Consider the following 18188-nt stretch of genomic DNA (forward strand, 5'->3'; position numbering starts at 1 on the left):
TTTCATAAAGCAGTTAGATCGATCGTTGTAGAAAAAAATAGTCAAATTCAACAAATATTTTTGTTTTAATTCCGCATAATTGGTTGTTTTATTGTAGAGTCAATATTTTGAAAAATTGCTCAAGGACAATTCTAATGCGCGGCCTGCTATTTCTTGAAATCTCCTATTGCACCTCATCGCTGTACCTCATCGCTTCACCTCTGTTGACCTAGTGTTCTGCATGGTCTGTTGACCGCGCACCGGATCGACATTTATTTGCTGCACCTCCCTTCTAACTACCCCAATTGTTCATGAAACTACGCCCATTTGTTGGTTCTGCTTTATTTGTTGCCTTGTTGAGTCTAGGTTCAACATACACTTTTGCGACGCCATCCGATAACCCAAGCTCGTCGAGCAAAGCCGGGGTCAACAGCTTTGTGCGGGGCGCAGCGTTGCCCAAATGGATGCAGCCGCTAGGCGACTTGCCCGCCACCGAGCGAACCGATCCAGTAGTTTTTCGCCTATCGGAAGTGCAGGCTTGGGTCGATACGGCTCCAGCCATGTTGTTTAGTAGGGCAATCCAAGTAAATGATCAAAGTGCGCTCGGCACAATTGGGCAATATGGGATCAGTTATTTCCCCGCCTATCAAAAGCTCCTTTTACACAAGGTGGTTATTTTGCGCGGCGATAAATCGATTGATCACACTGCCACTGTCAACACCCGTTTATTGCAGCGTGAAACCAACATGGAAAGCGGCGTCTATGGCGGCGCGACAACGGTGCAATTATTATTGGACGATGTTCGTATTGGCGATACATTGTGGATTACCTACACCGTTGTGGGCGAGAATCCCGTCTTTGGCCAGCGCTGGGCCAGTGAATTTAGTTGGGATAATAGTTCGCCGATTGAATTACGGCGTGTGACGATTTTGCATCCGCGTAAGCGTAAGCTGCACTGGCGTCAACTTGGCGACTTCCGACGTGGTGATGTGACGCCGACAATCGACGAAATCGGTGATCTACAACGCCTGCGTTTTGAGGGGCGCGGCTTGGAAGCAATGGATAACGAGTCGGCCATTCCGAGCGACTACTTGCCAGCGCGCGTGTTTCAAGTGAGCGAATACTCCGATTGGCACGCGGTGGCGGGTTGGGCCGATAGCTTATTTCCCAAGGCGGCGGCCACTCCCACCTTAAAAGCACTGGCACAACAATTTTCCCAAGAAAGCACGCCCGCGCAGCAAGTCGCGGCGGCGCTGCGTTGGGTGCAAAATGAGGTACGTTATTTCAGTGTCTCGATCGGCGAAAACTCGCATCGCCCGCATGCGCCTGAGTCTGTCATCCACCAGCGCTTTGGAGATTGCAAAGATAAAAGTTATTTGCTCGTTAGTATTTTGGACCAGTTAGGTATCGCCGCGCGCCCGGTGCTAATCTTGGCCGACGCTCCCAAATTGCCCGCCAAAATCATTGCCACACCAACCTTGTTTAATCATATGATTGTGCAAGTCACCGTGGATGGGCATCAGTACTATCTAGACCCAACCCGCACCGGCCAAGTCTCGCCGCTCGAAAAACTACCAGCATCTTTCCCCGGTGCTTCAGGTTTGGTGGTCGATACTGCCACCGATGCCTTAGTCACGCTGCCAGAGTCTACCAACATCGAGCCGAAGTACGAACATGTCGAAAACATCTCGCTGGCCAGTTTTGACGGCCAAGCGAGCTTACAAACGCAAGAAATTTACCGTGGCAACTACGCCGAATGGGCTCGATTGCACTACCCGACCTTAGCTCCCAAAGAACTCAAGAAAGAAATGTTGGCGCTGTACGAAAAACAATACCCGGGAATCGTGTTGCTCGATACACCCAGCTTAAAAGACGATCCGGTGCAAAACAAATTTGAGATCGCAGCCCACTACACCATACCCAAGCCGCTCATTGACAAGGAATCGCGCTACGATTTTGAATTTGACAGCCAGATCATTGATGGTACTTTGGGGATTCCCAAGAAGGTGGTACGGAATTATCCGTTTGAGCTGCCGCGCGGTAAATACCATGGTCGCTATCGACTAACAATTCAATGGCCAGCAACCTTTCGGGTTAGCGAACCTCCTTTCCAGCAAACGTTCGACAACTCGTTTTTTACCGCGCACGAGGAACTTCAGTATCAGGGGCAAACCCTCAATTATCTGATGGATTATCACGTCAAACGCGACAAAATCGAGGCGGACGAACTCCCTGACTTGCAAGTAAAGGCAAAGAGCTTGAATGACCTCGTTGCTGGAACTTTTCATGTGCCAAAGTCCTATATCGCCGCTCCCGAATTTACCGATTATTCGTTTCGCGAATTAGAAGACATTCGATTGGGCGCGAGGGTCGCAGAGCATTTCGCCAGCTATAAAGACGTGAAACAACAGAAGTTTACCGACGATCTGTGCAACACACTTATTGATGTTATGCGGTTTTACCCCGTTACGGATACGGACGATCTGCAAGCACGTAACCGTTGGGCAAAACTGGACTCCGCTTTTCGCGCAGAAATTAATGATCCTCAAACGCGTAAATGTTTAGTCCGAATGCTGTTTGCCAAGGGGGAATTTCAACAGGGTCTGGACATATATCGGGCTGGCACAGCATGGGCCGACGATAGTCGCTTCCTGCTTGACCTAGCTTGGGCGCGCTTTTATTCCGGTGACGCCGAAGGTGCCATTGCCGATATGGAGCGTTATCGCCAAGCTAAGAGCAAACTAGCGAATGCGGGGCTCAGCAGTGTCGATGTCTCCAGCGAAATCGCCCTCTATCAACGCGTCAATCGCACTATCCCTGTTGATTTGTTGGATTACGCTGCTGCTATTCCCGATGGTCCTTGGCCACGTCCGCTAATTGCTATGCAAGTCGGCGCCATTGAGCCAGAACAATTGATGACCATCCTAAAAGCCTTACCAAACGATGCCGCCGAATTAGCGATGAACGACGCTAGGTTCTATATTGGGCAACGTGCACTAATTACCCATGACTTGGTCACTGCCAATAGCGCCTTTGGTTGGTTAAAAGCAAACGGAGTGCGCACCTCATCGATTTACCTACCTGCTATGGCCGAGTGGCGCCTGTTGCAGCCTCATGATCTGATGTTTGAGAGCGGCATTAAGGCCTGGAACAACAACGACTCAAGGGGCGCGATCGCCAAATGGCAAGAAGGCGCAAAGAATGGCTCACCCATGGCGCAATATAAACTGGGAACCCTTTTTTACAATGGTCGAAACGTTGATGTCGATTATGTGAAGGCATTGTATTGGTTCAAGTTAGCCGCCCAACAGGGTTATCCGAGAGCCTTGAATCACTTAGGCATTATGTATGGCACAGGCAATGGTGTGCCCAAAGACGATGCAATTGCCGATAAATGGTACTTGCTGGCCGCCGAAAAAGGCGATCCGTTTGGACAATTTAACTACGGTGAACATCTAGAAAAAGGCTTGGGCGTTGAGAAAAACTACGAGCAGGCCATCAAATGGTATCTACTCGCTGCCGAGCAAGGTGATGTATTAGCTCAGTTCCATCTTGGGTATATGTACGAACAAGGTCAGGGCGTGGCGCAGGACTACAATGAAGCCCGTAAATGGTATCGCCGCGCAGCCTTTGCAGACGACGCCGACGCACAGTTTAGTCTGGGGGTGATCTACGATTTTGGTCGCGGTGTAGCGCAAGACTATAAAGTTGCCGCTCGTTGGTATCTATTGGCGGCGAACCAAGGTAATGCCGTCGCAGCATACAATCTTGGTTGCTTCTACGATTACGGTCATGGCGTCACGCAGGATTACCAAGTTGCACTTAAGTGGTATCGCTTGGCTGCCGACAAAGGAAACAGCGACGCGCAGAACAATATTGGATTCGCCTACGAAACGGGGCAGGGCGTGTCGCGAGATCTCGATCAAGCACTGAAATGGTATCGAGTCGCCGCAGACCAAGGTAACCCCTATGGTCAACGTAATATTGGTAAATTTTATCGTTATGGTTGGGCTGTAACGCAAGAGTATCAAGTAGCAATTAAATGGTTCCAATTAGCCGCCAACCAAGGATTAGCGTTGGCACAAAATGATTTGGCTCATCTATATCAGTCTGGACAAGGAGTAACGCCTGATCTTGCAAAGGCGGCGCAGTGGTACAGAAAGTCCGCAGAGCAAGGCAACACTGACGCGCAAATGAGTTTGGCGTTGTTGTTAGAAAAAGGTACTGGCGTCGAGCAGGATAATAAAGAAGCTGCTAAGTGGTTGACACTAGCAGCGGATAAAAACATCGCCGCGGCGCAATATGAGATGGCTTTACTATACTTAGATGGCACTGGCGTCGAAAAAGACCTCAAAGTTGCCATTGACTTGATGCATAAGGCAGCGCAATTAGGCTATGTCAACGCCCAAAATACACTTGGAAAAATGTATCAATACGGCCTCGGTGGAGAACAAGATTACAAGGAGGCGCTGCGTTGGTATCAACTCGCCGCCGATAAAGGTAACGCTGATGCCCAGTATCAACTCGCTGGATTGTACTTGATGGGATGGGGAGTTCCCAAAAATTACTCTGAAGCGTTTCGATGGACTCGGCTATCAGCTCAACAAGGTTACACTCCAGCCCAAAATCAAATGGGTTATATGTACATAGAGGGCTATGGTGTTGCAATTGATTATGCCGAATCGGTAAAGTGGTACCAGAAAACAGCCTCCAAGGGCGATGCGATAGGTCAGAATAATCTCGGCTACTCCTATGAGATAGGCCAAGGTGTGCAGCAGGACTATCTTAAAGCGTTGGAGCTTTACCGCAAGGCCGTTGCCCAAAAAATGCCGGCTGCCCAATCCGCCTTAGCCGGTATGTACGAAACTGGACACGGCGTCCCAGTCGATATGGACAAAGCGCTTGAACTGTATTTAGCCGCAGTCAAACAAAACAACCCAGAAGCCCAACGCAAGTTGGCCCTGCTGTATGAAGAAGGCCGCGGTGTCGAGTCGAATCCTAACACCGCTTTTAGCTGGTTTGAAAAAGCCGCTAACGTTGGAGATCAACCGGCGATGGAGCGCTTAATCAAGGTCTACGAAAAAGGGGAACTAGGACAAGCCGCCGATAGCAATCTCGCCAAAAAATGGCGCGACAAACTCAATAGTGCGCGTTCGAAAAGCTAGGATGGTATTGGGATTGCCATGGCATATGCCGCTGGATTTGAGGGAGGCGCCGTTCGTGTCTTGCTAACTGAGTGATACTGCTGTTGATATCTGCCGAGGTGCACTTGCGTGTTAGTGGACCGGTAACTAATCACCAACCAGAGCATCTACAACTCCTGCAGCAACGTTGGCCGGGAATAATAAAATCCCTGAATAATCGCGCAGCCGGCGTTCTTCACGATGTTTAATTGATTCTCGGTTTCCACCCCTTCGACCACCATGCGGCTATCCAAGGCCAAGCCCAGATCGACGATGGCGGTGAGCAAGATATTGCTTTTCTCGTCCTGCTCAATTTGTTGAATAAACGAGCGATCAATTTTAATTTCATCAAAATGCACCGCCCGTAAAAAACTCAAGGACGAAAAGCCCGTCCCAAAATCATCTAACGACACTTCCACGCCCAACTGATGAATTTGATTGGTCACCGCCACGATGTCTTCCAAATTAGAGGTAAAAACTTCCTCGGTAATCTCGATCACAATATTCTGCGGCGGCGCGCCCGTTTCCTCCAAACAGGCCGAAAGCAGCGGCAAAAACTCCGCCGCCAAATACAAGGGCGGTGAAATATTGACCGACACTTTGGCGTTGGCCCCATACAGCGCCATCAACTGCGGCACATCGCGCACAATCTTGCGCAACATCAGCGCGCCAAATTCCATCATCCAACCTTCGTTATGAATCACCGGAATAAAATCCACCGGCCCCGGCGTGTTGCCTGACGCCAGCGCCGTCATGCGCGCTAAACCTTCCACCCCACACACCTGACCGGTAAAAGCATTGACCTTTTTTTGATACACCGGATAAAAGTCCAGCGCATCCAAGGCCGTACGCACGGTTAATTTGAGCCGATTCGCGTCCTCAATCGATTTCGCCATCGCCGGCGAAAAGCTCGACCAACTAAATTCCGCCCGCCCATGCGCATCCGACAAAGCGACCGCCGCATTTTGAATCAACTGACTAAACGAGTCAGTCTGCGCATCGGCCACCGCAATACCCGCATGCGCGCCCAAAATTCCCGCCGCATTGCTCGTCTCCTTAAACTGCACCACAAAGGCGTCGTAAAAACGCGCGCATTCTTGCACTGAACAGCCCGGCATCCACACCGCAAACTGCGCCCCCGCCAACGCCGCCACCAGCATATCTTCGCTCGCCAAGTGCGACAAGGTACCCGCCATGTTGACCAACAACTCGTCCCCGCGCGCATGGCCGTGCAAGGCCACAAATAGCCGAAAATGCGACAAATTAATATTGAGCAGGCAGCCGCCTTTACCCAGCGACACATCGTGATCAACCAACTCCTCCAAGCGCCTGCGATTGGCCAACCCCGTAATCGGCTCCGTATTGGCCAGCACAAACAAGGTGTTATTTGAATCGATTAACACCTTCATTTGCTTATTCAACCGCCGCTTTAAATCACCCACCGCGCCACCCAAGGCAATTGCCAGCAGCGCCACACTCATCGCGGTGAGAACCCAAATCGCCACGCTATCGGTGTCGGGCAGCGCACTCTTCTCAAAACCAATCGCCCCCATCGACACGCCCAGCCCAATAATGAGCACCGAAATCACCGAAATAGTCGGAATCAACCACGCCCGCCAACCCGACCAACTCACAAAAGACAGCGCCATCACCCCAGCAAGCACCAAAAAGCCGTCCGCATACAACGGCGTCGAATACACCGACGCCACCCCAATCATAATTCCCGCCAACGTAATCAACGACGTGCGCTGCTGCGCCGACAAGCGCCGCCGATAAAAAAACGCCACGCCCAGCACCAAACTCGCCATAAAATCGACCCGCATCGACACCGGATACAAGCCCTCATACCACAGCATCCCACTAGAGAGCATGGCCACCAAACACCCAATGAGCGCAATCCGATTAAGGACGTGTTCGTTCAACCCAAAAAACATGAACCAGCTCCCCCAAAGACGAACCCAAGTGTCAACCGACAAATTTCATATTAGTAAGCCAACGCCCCAACGCAAGCCTAATCTGCCCAACCAAGCCAACCTGAGCGAAGCCGAGCCAAAGCGAGCCAAGACGAGCTAACCCGAGCCAAGGCAAGCTAACCCGAGCCAATCCATGCCAACGCGAGCCAAAACCAGCAACAATCACCTCATCGATTCCATCCACGCCAAGAAACGCAAGCCGAATACCCCCAACCAAACCCCATCCCAAGAATTCTCCACCGAAGGTCCGACAGCGCAAAAACGATAATGGTGTTCGGCGTGGTATTTTTTTTGTAAGTGCTTGATTTACTTTGGGGTTTTGGTTCCTAGGTCTCCGCCAGCAGACAAAAAGGCATCCACGTTGTAAAACCAGTTCTGCACAAGCAATGACGATTTACGGGAAAACTATCTTTGCGCTGCTTACAAACTGAATTGGTGGCGGGAGCGGCGTGATATCAGTTTAATTACACAACGACGGTAGTTGATGCGAGTGGCATCGTGAACCAAAAGGTTGTTCCAACGCCGATCTCGGTGATGTAACCAATATCGCCTCCCATCTTGGCGATCATTTTCTTGGCGATATTGAGCCCTAAACCAGCACCGCCTTGTTGACGGGTATTGCTTGAATTGGCTTGGGCGAATTCGCCAAATAATTTACTGCGGAAGGCTAACGGGATGCCGTCGCCGTGGTCTTCGATCTCGATACGGGCAAATTCATTGGTGGGGATGATGCGGATGTTGACCGTGTCACCTGGTTTAGAAAATTTGGCCGCGTTGGTCAGCAGGTTAGTCACGACTTGACTTAATCGGTCTGCGTCACCGATTACCATGCATTTTTCTTGCTTTGGCGCCATGGCATAACGCACACCAAACGAGGTGGCGTAACTAATGTTATTGAACATGGTTTGGCGCACGATGGTGGTGATGTCAATTTCGTCTTTTTGGAAAATCATCATGTTAGACATGAGCTTTTCCATATCCAAAATTTCGTTGACCAAGTTGATCAGGCGCTGACTATTTTTAATCGCCACCTTCACCATGTCATGCGCCTTAAAGGGTAATTCGCCCATCACGCCGCCATCGAGCAAATGCAGCGAACCGTGAATGGAGGTCAGCGGCGTGCGTAGTTCATGACTGACGGTGGAGATGAATTCGTTTTTCATTCGCTCTACATATTTTTGCTCGCTAATGTCGGTTTGGATGCCAACTAAGCGCGTCGCTGTTTGGTTTTCATCGCGCATAATCATGCCGCGATCCAGTACCCAAATATATTGACCATTTTTTTGGCGGATACGGTATTCATGCTGAAAGCGATCGATTTTGTGCGTCAGGCAATGGTCAATTTTTTCCAGAATAGTGTCGATATCCTCAGGGTGAACCTGGCCTGCCCATGTGGCGTAAGTATTGGCCAGTTCATGGTCTTCGTAACCCAGCATCGACTTCCAACGGGGCGAGTAGTAGACCGTATTTTGGGCGAGGTTCCTGTCCCATAAACCGTCATTTGCACCGGTAATGGCGAGGTTAAAACGCTCCTCGCTCTCTTTGGTTGCCTGTTCGGCCAATTGACGCTGTGTATCAATGTAATGCAGCTTGGATTGCGTCTCAGCCAATAGGGCGATTACGCTGTTGCTCATGCCTTTTTTGGTCGTAATCGGAGTGGAGAAATCACCGCGTCCTAGGCGCGAAATATGGTCATGCACTTCGCTTACTGTGCCACCCAAAATCGTTCTCACGTTGCGCTGGATAGACCAAATTAACCAGCCCAAGGTCACGCCTAAAAGGATAAAAGTAGAGCGCATTAGGACGGTTTTTTGTTCGGCGTCATCAATGACTTTGATGGTGCGTTGATCGACCAAGGTCGTGAATTCGCTGATCGGTCGCATGATGCCCGCTTTGGCGTCGTGATAAGCCGCGTCGTGCACCATCAAAATAGCTTGTGATCGCTTTTGGTCGGACATCGGTTCAGATTCAACCAATGCCATTGCTGCAAATTCGGTATGGGTCAATGTGTCCGAGTTGGCTTTTGCCTCCGCCAACTTGTCGAATTCTTCTTTGGTAAACCCCGCAGCGCGCATCCGTCCCAACAGGCTAGTTGCCTCGCCCGCAGGATTGGGGCGGTGATCATCGCTCAACACCAAATCCCAATAAATACTGTCGTAATTAACGGGTCGGGGAATTTTGCCGTCGCGGATAGCGAGAATTTCTTGAAAATGCTGCTTATAAAGCGGATTGCCCGTGACGATGTAGGTTCGCACCATCCGAGTCAGGTCATCGGACGATTGACGCAATTCCTGCGCGAGCTTGAAGGATTGAAGTCGCGATTCATGCGCCAAGTCAACTTGGTTCTCAGTCCAAAGATAAATTAGGAAACTGGCAATGAACAAGCCAAGCACCGCCATCGCCCAGCGAAAGTGCGTCGTTAGTCGATATAAATGATCTTTAGGATTGATCATTTAGGCTGCTTTCCGGGGACGTTGAATTTTATTGCCATCTTTTACATGAACGACTCAACAATATTTGTTTGAATGTTCAGTTTAGGATGCGCTTGGCTTGAAAACTAGGTTTGTTTTCAATTTTGATGGGTGTATTTAATTCTTGGTGCGATTGGCTAGAAGATGTTGTCAGCTAGTAATTTAGATTTATCTCAAAGTAGGTAATTCAAAACAGCGACTGGTGTCTGGTGAAACATGATGGCGTAAAGTATTAGAAATCAAGTTGAGTTGGATCGATGCCCAAAGCCGCCGCAATTTTTGTGCGGGTCGATTTACGTGAGTGGGTTTTGGCTTCCAATTGCGCGTAGGCACTTTGCGTAATCTGCATACGTTGCGCGACTTGCGCTTGAGTTAGTTCTAAATATTCGCGCCAGGCCCGGGCGGCGGAAATCCCTTTATCCAAGGCTGCGTTGACGACGTGATTGGGGATGGTCGGTTCCGCTACCGGTTTGCCCAAGGTGAGCGCTTGGTATTGTGCGAACGGAATGACCGCGAAAGTCGGATTGCCGCTCGCGTCACGCAGAATTTGAACGTTGTCAGTAAGTGTTTTCATCGCGCTTTTTGACTTCTTCAATAGTGACGATATGAATGGCACCGTCAAAGTTAAAAAATACTCGGTAATTGCCCACTCGTAAGCGGAATTGGTAGTCATGATTGGTCAATGCTTTGACGTTGATGCAATCGGGCATGTTGACCAATTTATCGCATTCAGTACGGATTTTTTTGCTGTCTTGCGCGGGTAATTTACGTAGCTGCTTCGCTGCTTTGAGGGCGTAACTCACCGAATTAGCTGTTCGATTATATAAGTTATTCATTAGTATTTCAATTAAAAACTACTTTTAATGTGATCTTTTAGTTAACAGAATGAATGTAGCACAGCATTGAAAATTGTAAAAATTAAATGAGAAATTGAAGCTCGGGTTTGGTAGTCGCTGTAGGAGGTTTGCCAACGCATATCGGTCACATTGACACCCTCGTGGCAACAGGCTTTGTCGTTGGCACAGCAATTCGCGCGCCAAAGGGATGGGATGGGTATCGGAACGAGAAATTAATGCAAGAAGGAACTTATGCAAGAGGGCGAACAACTGGTGGAGAAGATAAAAACTGGACTTCGTTACCGAGGATAGTCGCCCAAGGGAGCGCTAACCTCGCGCAGCCAACAACTGATGCTCCACTGCGTATTGCACCAACTCAGTCAAATTCTTCATCCGCATTTTGACCAAGATCCGTGTCTTGTGGGTGCTGACGGTTTTGACGCTTAAAAATAAGCTGTCGGCGATTTCGGTGAGGGATTTGCCTTGTACGAGCAATTGAAAAATCTCAAATTCGCGGTCGGATAACGTTTTGTGGGGCAGGGCGACTTCTTCCGGCATGATGTTCATCGCGAGTTGTTCGGCAACGGCCACGCTGATATACGGTCGGCCTGACGCGATGCGGTGGATGGCGCTGACTAATTCTAGTCCAGCGCTTTCTTTGGTTAGGTAACCATGTGCACCGGCGCGCATGGCTCGCACGGCGTATTGCTCTTCTTCGTGCATGGTCAAAATTAAGATTGGCAGCTTGGGGGCTTCGTCTTTCATTTGACGGATTAAATCCACGCCGCTGCGACCCGGCATGGATAAATCGAGCAAGATTAAATCAATGCCGCCAGCGCGGACTTTTTGCAGTGCATCCAAACCATCGACCGCTTCGGCCACGATTTGAATATCGGGTTCGCCTTCCAAAATACGCTTTAAACCTTCGCGCATGATGGTGTGGTCGTCTGCAATTAAAATCCGGATCATGGCGGCACTTTTAAAAGGTCTTACTTCAACATCAATCGGAGTGACTTAGGAATTAATCTTCACGGCGTAAATGAGGGAACAGAATCACGTCGCGAATATTGGGTGAGTCGGTAATCAACATCATCAAGCGATCAATCCCGATACCGCAACCACCTGTTGGAGGCATGCCGTATTCCAAGGCGCGGATGTAGTCGGCGTCGTAGTACATCGCTTCTTCGTCGCCGGCTTCTTTGGCTTCGACTTGGGCTTTAAAGCGCGCGGCTTGGTCTTCTGGATCGTTCAATTCAGAAAAACCGTTGGCGATTTCACGACCCGTCATGAACAATTCAAAGCGTTCGGTAATATCGGGATGCGCATCCGATGCGCGCGCTAATGGCGAGACTTCGACTGGATAATCGATGATGTACGTTGGATTCCACAATTGCGCTTCGGCCGTTTCTTCGAACAAGGCTAATTGCAATGCGCCGAGGCCAGAAGTTGCAAAGGGTTTGACGCCAAACTTGAGCAATTCTTTGGTCAAGAAGTCGACATCGTGCAATTGCTCGTTGGTGTAATTCGGTGCGTATTTGTTGATCGCGCCAACAATAGTTAAGCGCTCAAACGGCTTGCTCAAATCGAGTTCGCGCCCTTGGTAAGTCAATACCGCTGTGCCGTGCGCGTCGATGGCGGCTTTGCGAATGACTTGTTCGGTGAAATCCATTAACCACTTGTAATCCACATAGGCTGCATAGAATTCCATCATCGTGAATTCTGGATTGTGGCGCGGGGAAACGCCTTCATTACGGAAGTTGCGGTTGACTTCAAACACACGTTCAAAGCCGCCCACGACTAAACGTTTTAAATACAATTCCGGCGCGATACGCAAAAACATTTGCATGTCGAGTGCGTTGTGATGTGTGATGAAAGGCTTTGCCGCTGCGCCGCCAGGAATCACGTGCAACATCGGTGTTTCAACTTCCATGAAGGCATTGTCTTCCATGAAGCGGCGGATAGAACTCATCGCCGCGGTGCGCGCTTTGAAAGTGCGGCGCGTGTCTTCGCTCATGATCAAATCAACGTAGCGCTGGCGGTATTTGGTTTCTTGATTGGCTAAACCGTGGAATTTGTCTGGCAATGGACGCAGTGATTTGGTCAGCAAACGCAGTTGCGTCACTTTGATCGTGAGCTCGTCTGTTTTGGTTTTAAACAGCACGCCTTCCACGCCTAGGATGTCGCCCAAATCGTAATGGCGGAACGCTTCCATCGCTGCTTCGCCAGTTTTGTCTAAAGTGATGTAGAGCTGAATGCGGCCATCGGCCTTTTTGCCGGAGGCGTCTTGAATCGTTGCGAAAGCGGCTTTCTTACCGGCTTCGCGCTTTAACATCATGCGTCCACCGACGCAGACATGCACATCCATCGTTTCTAATTCTTCGCGCGTAAATGCGTCGTATTTTTCTTGCAATGGAGCGCATTTATCGGTCGGATGAAAGTCGTTCGGGAAGGCGACGCCGTGAGTGCGTAACTCAGTCAATTTAGCACGACGTTCGGCAAAAACGGAATGATCGTCAACAGGTGTTTCGGTGCTGTGGTCGGCTGGATTGTGTTCAGTGCTCATCGTTCTCTTTCAAGTTCAGGCAGCCTGCATGGGCTGCGGTGAATCGTTCAATGTGGTTGTATATCTGTGGTTCGCGCTGCAAAATCAGTTGGTCAATTCGCTTGTAAAACCGAGCGCCAATTACACGCCTTGTTTTAATGATGCGGCAATGAATCCATCTAAATCGCCATCTAACACGGCCTTGGTATTGCCGGTTTCAAAACTGGTTCGTAAATCTTTGATACGCGATTGATCAAGCACATACGAGCGGATTTGATGACCCCAACCGACGTCGGTTTTGGAATCTTCTAGTTTTTGCTGTTCGCTCATGCGATTACGCAATTCTAATTCGTACAACTTGGCTTTCAACATATCCCACGCTTCAGCGCGGTTACGATGTTGGCTGCGGTCGTTTTGACATTGCACCACGATGCCGGTTGGGCCGTGGGTTAATCGCACGGCGGAATCGGTTTTGTTAATGTGCTGACCACCGGCACCAGAGGCGCGATAGGTATCGACGCGCACGTCGGCGGGATTGACTTCAATATCAATCGAATCATCGACTTCGGGATAGACAAACAAACTGCAGAACGACGTGTGCCGGCCGTTGGCAGAATCGAACGGGGATTTACGCACTAAGCGATGCACGCCCGTTTCGGTACGCAAGAAGCCATAGGCGTAGTCGCCTTCCACTTTTAAGGTGGCGGTTTTGATTCCAGCAACCTCACCGTCGGATTGCTCCAATACTTCGACTTTGAAGCCTTTGCGTTCGCAATAACGTAAATACTGACGCAAAATCATCGAAGCCCAATCTTGCGCTTCAGTGCCGCCTGCGCCGGATTGAATATCGATAAAGCAGTTATTCGGGTCCATCGGATTATTAAACATGCGACGGAATTCCATACCTTCCACCAGCAAGCGCAATGCATCGGCATCGGCTTCAATCGCTTCTAATGTGTCGTCGTCTTGCTCTTCTTTGGCCATGGCGAACAGATCGCTGGCGTCGCGTAGATCGGCGTCAATTTTGGTAAGGGTGTGGACGATGGCTTCGAGCGACTTTTTCTCGCGGCCTAAATCTTGTGCTTTTTTGGGGTCGTTCCAGATCGCTGGATCTTCCATTTCAGCGTTGACTTGCTCTAGTTTCTCTGACTTGATATCGAAGTCAAAGATACCTCCGAAGTTCAACTTCTCGGTTGGTGAGGTCCGACAATAAGCCGGCGATGCTATTGATGCGTTCTGCTTCCATGATTTTCGAGTGACTATTTGAGTAAATTAACTCGCGATTATAACCGAGAGCGGGCAGTTTCTCTTGAAAAACAATGCAGAATCAGCGACCTATAAACAAAAACAGCGTCTGATCAAGACGCTGCTATGCAGTGCTGGAAGATAGTCAATAAACCAATAAGTTAGCTTTTTTAAATCATCACATTAAACCGAGTCGCTAAAATCATTAAATTGGCTGTGTGCTGCGCTCTAACCATGCCAGTGCATCGCCAGAAACTAATGGCGATAAACGTGCTTTGACCGTCGCGTGATACTGGTTAATCCAATCAATTTCGGCTTGATTTAATACCGATTTATCCAGACAGCGCACGTCGATTGGGCACAAGGTTAGCGTCTCAAAACGGATGAATTCACCAAACTCCGAGCTGTCGCCCGGAACGTTTAAGACCAAATTCTCAATGCGAATTCCCCATTTGCCCGGACGATAAATGCCTGGCTCAATCGACGTAATCATCCCTAATTGCATAGCCGTTTGTGGTTCCGGCGGCGTTAACCAAGAAATGTTTTGTGGGCCTTCGTGCACGTTGAGGAAATAGCCAACACCGTGGCCGGTGCCGTGACCGTAATTCAAACCGGCGGCCCACAAAGGAGCGCGGGCGATCGCGTCGAGTAGCGGTGCGCGCGTGCCGACGGGAAATTGGGCGGTCGATAAAGCGATCACCGCTTTTAATTCCAAGGCGAAATCGCGTTTTTGTTCGGCGCTTGGTTGACCAATCGCCACCATGCGCGTGATATCGGTGGTGCCGCCCAAATATTGTCCACCGGAGTCGATCAACAGCAAACCATCGCCTTCAATGACTGCATTGCTCTCAGGCGTCGCATGATAATGCGGCATCGCGCCGTTGGCGTTAAAGCCAGCGATGGTGCCAAAGCTAGGCGAGACAAATCCGGGACGTTTAGCGCGCGCGGCACAAATCTGCGTATCGACGTCGATTTCGGTAATAGTTTGCTTACCAATGGTGTTGTCAAGCCACGCGAAAAATTCGCACAAGGCTGCGCCGTCTTGTTCCATGGTGTGGCGTATATGCGCGGCTTGGGCTTCGTTCTTAAGCGACTTAAAATAGGTCGAGGGATTAATCGCATCGATCTTTTTAACGCTGGTGTGGCACGATTCGATCACGCCAAACGTAACGCGGCGCGGATCGACGAGCAAGGTTGTGTTCGAAGCTAAGTTGGATAAGGCGGTCGAGATTTGTGAGTAATCGCGGCAGTAAATTTTCTGCGCTTCCAGTGTGGCTTGCAATTCAGGTGAAACCTTACCCGCGCCGACAAACAATTCAACTTGGTGTTTGCCGATTAGCACATGCGCTAAAAATACGGGGTTGTAGCTGACATCCGAGCCACGTAAATTGAGCAGCCAGGCAATATCATCCACCGTCGAAATCAAATGCCATTCGGCTCCGAGTTCATGCATCTTAGCCCGCACTTGCGCGATTTTTTCTATCCTTGTTTGCACTGCGTAAGGTGCTTGATGTTCGTATACCGGTTGGGTTGGCAAACTTGGTCGATCTGGCCATGCCGCGCTCAGCAAATCAATGTAGGTTGTGAGCTTAATTTGTTGCGCCGATAAAGTTTGGTTGAGTTGGCGCGCAGTCGCTAAGCCTAAAACCATGCCATCGACGCCAACACATTGACCGGATTTTAAATTGGCGGCGAGCCAATCGATATGATCGGTCGAACCCGCGGCGGCGATCTTCATCAACGCGATACCAGAACCAGCTAATTCGTGTTCGGCTTGCACCCAATAACGCGTATCAACCCACAAGCCGGCAAAGTTTGCGGTGACGATAAGCGTTCCGACCGATCCATCAAAACCCGAAAACCACGCACGACCTTGCCAACGTGCTGGAACATACTCGGATAGATGCGGATCGGCAGACGGAATGATGAAGGCGTCGATGCCGTTATTGGCCATATGTTGACGCAATCCGGCTAAGCGTTGGGGAATGGGGGATGGTGCGGTGGAATTTGGCATGGTGAAGTTGGTTTGTTTTAAGGGAAGTCGTTATGAAAAAATCGACTTAATAGCAAGATGCAAATAGTTTGTTGAGAGATGGTTTTTGAATGCAAAAACTAATTATCTTGCTTTTTGACGCGAATATTAATCGGTATTTTTAGTGAATACGAAAATTAAATTTAGGCAAAATTTTATTTGAATTTGCCATCGACAGCTTGGATTTGCGCTGTGTTTGCGGCATGGGAATCACCAGCGAATTTGTCCGCTAAGGACTTGCCACCACATCTTAAAATCACCCATCAAACTGTAAATCGGATGTTTGAAAGTCGCTGGGCGGTTTTTTTCAAAGATGAAATGACCGACCCACGCGAAGCTATAACCAACCAAGGGAAGCAGCCAGAGTAAATTGAATTGCTGCAAAATCACGCTGGTTGCAAAAAGGGCGATCACGCAGCTGGTGCCGATAACGTGCAGGCGACGCGACGTGCGGTCTTGATGTTCACCTAAATAGAACGGATAAAAGTCGGCAAAGGAATGAAATTGCTGAGATTGTTCCATCGTTTTTCCCTGTTGTGCTTGCACTAGCCAAGCTGCTAGCTGCGCGTTTTAATTTTATTTGTTATGCCGCATTAGCCGGCAAATACGGGCAAATGCAGAAGTTGAATTAATTCAATCGGATCAGTGGATTCGCGCAGAAGTTGTCGATGCGCGGGTTTTAAAAAACCTTGGGCAACGGTGTGATTTAAAAACGCTAATAAGCCATCATAAAAACCATCCACATTCAACAACCCAATCGGCTTTTGATGGAATCCAAGCTGCAACCAAGTCAGCATTTCAAATAGCTCTTCGAGCGTACCGATGCCGCCCGGTAGAGCAATAAAGCCATCCGATAAGTGCGCCATCATCGCTTTACGCTCGTGCATGTCCTTGACGATATGCAACTGGGTAAGCGCGACGTGACCAACTTCTTTTTCCATTAATGATTGCGGAATTACGCCGGTGACTTCGCCGCCCAGACGTAATACTTCATCGGCCAAAATTCCCATCAAACCGACATTGCCACCGCCGTACACGAGACTGAGATTATGACCAACCAGCGTGGAAGCCAAGCTGCGCGCGGCTTGCGCATACACGGGTGAATTTCCCGAGGCAGAACCGCAATAGACGCAGATGGATTTCATGGCGAGTTTGTGGTGGTCTTAACGTTTGAGTTTGAGTAAATATTCTTGCGTTTTTTGCTGGAACTGCAAGCGCGTCTCGCCGCGTAAATAGGGCGTGATCAACACCAACACTTGGTAACAGCCGCGCACGAGCGAATCCGACATCGCTTCTTGCTCAGTGTATTTGCGCGGATTACGGACATATTCATACGACAGCCAATAGGTCGCTAGCACCACCATATTGGTCGCCAAGGCATCGATCTCAGTGTCGCTACCTTCAAACGCGGCATCAGCTCGCAGGCCTAAACAGAGTTCTTGTGCGACCTGGATTTTGTGCGCCAAAATTTGTTTGAAATTGAGTTCTAACTTGCGATTGCGCGACAACAAGTCGTTGAGGTCGCGGTAGAAAAAACGGTAGCGCCAGATTAATTCGTAGGTCAAATGCAGGTACAGCCAAATGTCATCTACGTTGGCTTTGCGGCCAGTAGGGAAGGCCAGTTTCTTATTAATTTCTTCTTCAAACTGCGCGAAGATGGAATTGACGATGTCGTCTTTATTGCGGAAGTGATAGTACAAATTGCCGGGCGAAATATTCATTTCTTCAGCGATCACGGTGGTCGTGATATTGGGTTCGCCAAATTCATTGAATAACTTTAGGGATAATTCCAAAATGCGTTCGCGGGTGCGGCGTGGGGCTTTTTGTTGCATAGTTATCTCGTTTGTAAATTACACAATGGCTTGATTTACGTCATTTTAAGTGAGATAAGTGCAAGAAGACTAGGGCTGCTTAAATTTTGTTAAAT

The 18188-nt window shown here is 49.4% G+C and carries 13 protein-coding genes; 2 read left to right on the forward strand and 11 right to left on the reverse strand.

Annotated features, from left to right (window positions below):
• The first annotated feature begins 290 nt into the window (after positions 1–290).
• Complete coding sequence (locus E2I14_RS01715; protein ID WP_133324801.1) at positions 291–5144, forward strand: DUF3857 domain-containing protein; 4854 nt, start codon at positions 291–293, stop codon at positions 5142–5144.
• A 146-nt stretch (positions 5145–5290) separates the two neighbouring features.
• Here E2I14_RS01715 and E2I14_RS01720 read toward each other — a convergent pair whose 3' ends face one another.
• Positions 5291–7096 (reverse strand): EAL domain-containing protein, encoded by a 1806-nt coding sequence (locus E2I14_RS01720; RefSeq protein WP_133324803.1) that lies wholly within the window; start codon positions 7094–7096, stop codon positions 5291–5293.
• 172 nt (positions 7097–7268) lie between these two features.
• Here E2I14_RS01720 and E2I14_RS19800 point away from each other — a divergent pair, with 172 nt between their 5' ends.
• Positions 7269–7403, forward strand: coding sequence for a hypothetical protein (locus E2I14_RS19800; RefSeq protein ID WP_264757047.1), 135 nt, complete (start codon positions 7269–7271; stop codon positions 7401–7403).
• A gap of 196 nt (positions 7404–7599) precedes the next feature.
• Here E2I14_RS19800 and E2I14_RS01730 read toward each other — a convergent pair whose 3' ends face one another.
• The 10 genes from E2I14_RS01730 to E2I14_RS01775 form a co-directional block, all read right to left on the reverse strand.
• Positions 7600–9588, reverse strand: a complete 1989-nt coding sequence (locus tag E2I14_RS01730; RefSeq protein ID WP_133324805.1) for a sensor histidine kinase — start codon at positions 9586–9588, stop codon at positions 7600–7602.
• Positions 9589–9838: 250 nt separating this feature from the next.
• Entirely contained in the window at positions 9839–10180 is a 342-nt protein-coding gene (locus tag E2I14_RS01735) for a helix-turn-helix domain-containing protein (protein ID WP_133324807.1), read from the reverse strand.
• Positions 10164–10442: a type II toxin-antitoxin system RelE family toxin gene (locus tag E2I14_RS01740; protein WP_133324809.1), complete on the reverse strand. Its 279-nt coding sequence runs from the start codon at positions 10440–10442 to the stop codon at positions 10164–10166. Before E2I14_RS01740 ends, E2I14_RS01735 begins: the two co-directional genes overlap by 17 nt.
• A 327-nt stretch (positions 10443–10769) precedes the next feature.
• Positions 10770–11411 carry a response regulator gene (locus E2I14_RS01745; RefSeq protein WP_133324811.1) on the reverse strand — a complete coding sequence of 214 codons (642 nt, stop codon included), beginning with the start codon at positions 11409–11411 and terminating at the stop codon, positions 10770–10772.
• A gap of 52 nt (positions 11412–11463) precedes the next feature.
• Positions 11464–13005: a lysine--tRNA ligase gene (gene lysS / locus E2I14_RS01750; protein WP_133324813.1), complete on the reverse strand. Its 1542-nt coding sequence runs from the start codon at positions 13003–13005 to the stop codon at positions 11464–11466.
• A 120-nt stretch (positions 13006–13125) separates the two neighbouring features.
• Positions 13126–14230, reverse strand: a protein-coding gene (gene prfB, locus E2I14_RS01755; RefSeq protein WP_133324815.1) for a peptide chain release factor 2 whose coding sequence is annotated in 2 segments (ribosomal slippage) — positions 13126–14148 and positions 14150–14230 — 1104 coding nt in all. Because the reading frame shifts where the segments join, the coding sequence is not laid out codon by codon here.
• A gap of 204 nt (positions 14231–14434) precedes the next feature.
• Positions 14435–16243 (reverse strand): aminopeptidase P family protein, encoded by a 1809-nt coding sequence (locus E2I14_RS01760; protein WP_133324817.1) that lies wholly within the window; start codon positions 16241–16243, stop codon positions 14435–14437.
• Positions 16244–16471: 228 nt separating this feature from the next.
• Positions 16472–16783: a DUF962 domain-containing protein gene (locus E2I14_RS01765; protein WP_133324819.1), complete on the reverse strand. Its 312-nt coding sequence runs from the start codon at positions 16781–16783 to the stop codon at positions 16472–16474.
• Between the two features lie 71 nt (positions 16784–16854).
• Positions 16855–17406: an LOG family protein gene (locus tag E2I14_RS01770; protein WP_133324821.1), complete on the reverse strand. Its 552-nt coding sequence runs from the start codon at positions 17404–17406 to the stop codon at positions 16855–16857.
• Positions 17407–17424: 18 nt separating this feature from the next.
• Entirely contained in the window at positions 17425–18093 is a 669-nt protein-coding gene (locus E2I14_RS01775; protein WP_133324823.1) for a TetR/AcrR family transcriptional regulator, read from the reverse strand.
• Positions 18094–18188: the final 95 nt, after the last annotated feature.

The sequence above is a fragment of the Sapientia aquatica genome (assembly GCF_004358105.1).
Classification (GTDB): Bacteria; Pseudomonadota; Gammaproteobacteria; order Burkholderiales; family Burkholderiaceae_D; genus Solimicrobium; species Solimicrobium aquaticum.

What these genes read in the sequence shown, in the direction of transcription:
- E2I14_RS01770 (WP_133324821.1), bottom strand. Translation starts at nt 17,406, where the DNA reads ATGAAATCCATCTGCGTCTATTGCGGTTCTGCCTCGGGAAATTCACCC.
- E2I14_RS19800 (WP_264757047.1), top strand. Translation starts at nt 7,269, where the DNA reads ATGCCAACGCGAGCCAAAACCAGCAACAATCACCTCATCGATTCCATC.
- E2I14_RS01730 (WP_133324805.1), bottom strand. Translation starts at nt 9,588, where the DNA reads ATGATCAATCCTAAAGATCATTTATATCGACTAACGACGCACTTTCGC.
- E2I14_RS01735 (WP_133324807.1), bottom strand. Translation starts at nt 10,180, where the DNA reads ATGAAAACACTTACTGACAACGTTCAAATTCTGCGTGACGCGAGCGGC.
- E2I14_RS01760 (WP_133324817.1), bottom strand. Translation starts at nt 16,243, where the DNA reads ATGCCAAATTCCACCGCACCATCCCCCATTCCCCAACGCTTAGCCGGA.
- E2I14_RS01720 (WP_133324803.1), bottom strand. Translation starts at nt 7,096, where the DNA reads ATGTTTTTTGGGTTGAACGAACACGTCCTTAATCGGATTGCGCTCATT.
- E2I14_RS01745 (WP_133324811.1), bottom strand. Translation starts at nt 11,411, where the DNA reads ATGATCCGGATTTTAATTGCAGACGACCACACCATCATGCGCGAAGGT.
- E2I14_RS01715 (WP_133324801.1), top strand. Translation starts at nt 291, where the DNA reads ATGAAACTACGCCCATTTGTTGGTTCTGCTTTATTTGTTGCCTTGTTG.
- E2I14_RS01775 (WP_133324823.1), bottom strand. Translation starts at nt 18,093, where the DNA reads ATGCAACAAAAAGCCCCACGCCGCACCCGCGAACGCATTTTGGAATTA.
- E2I14_RS01765 (WP_133324819.1), bottom strand. Translation starts at nt 16,783, where the DNA reads ATGGAACAATCTCAGCAATTTCATTCCTTTGCCGACTTTTATCCGTTC.
- lysS (WP_133324813.1), bottom strand. Translation starts at nt 13,005, where the DNA reads ATGAGCACTGAACACAATCCAGCCGACCACAGCACCGAAACACCTGTT.
- E2I14_RS01740 (WP_133324809.1), bottom strand. Translation starts at nt 10,442, where the DNA reads ATGAATAACTTATATAATCGAACAGCTAATTCGGTGAGTTACGCCCTC.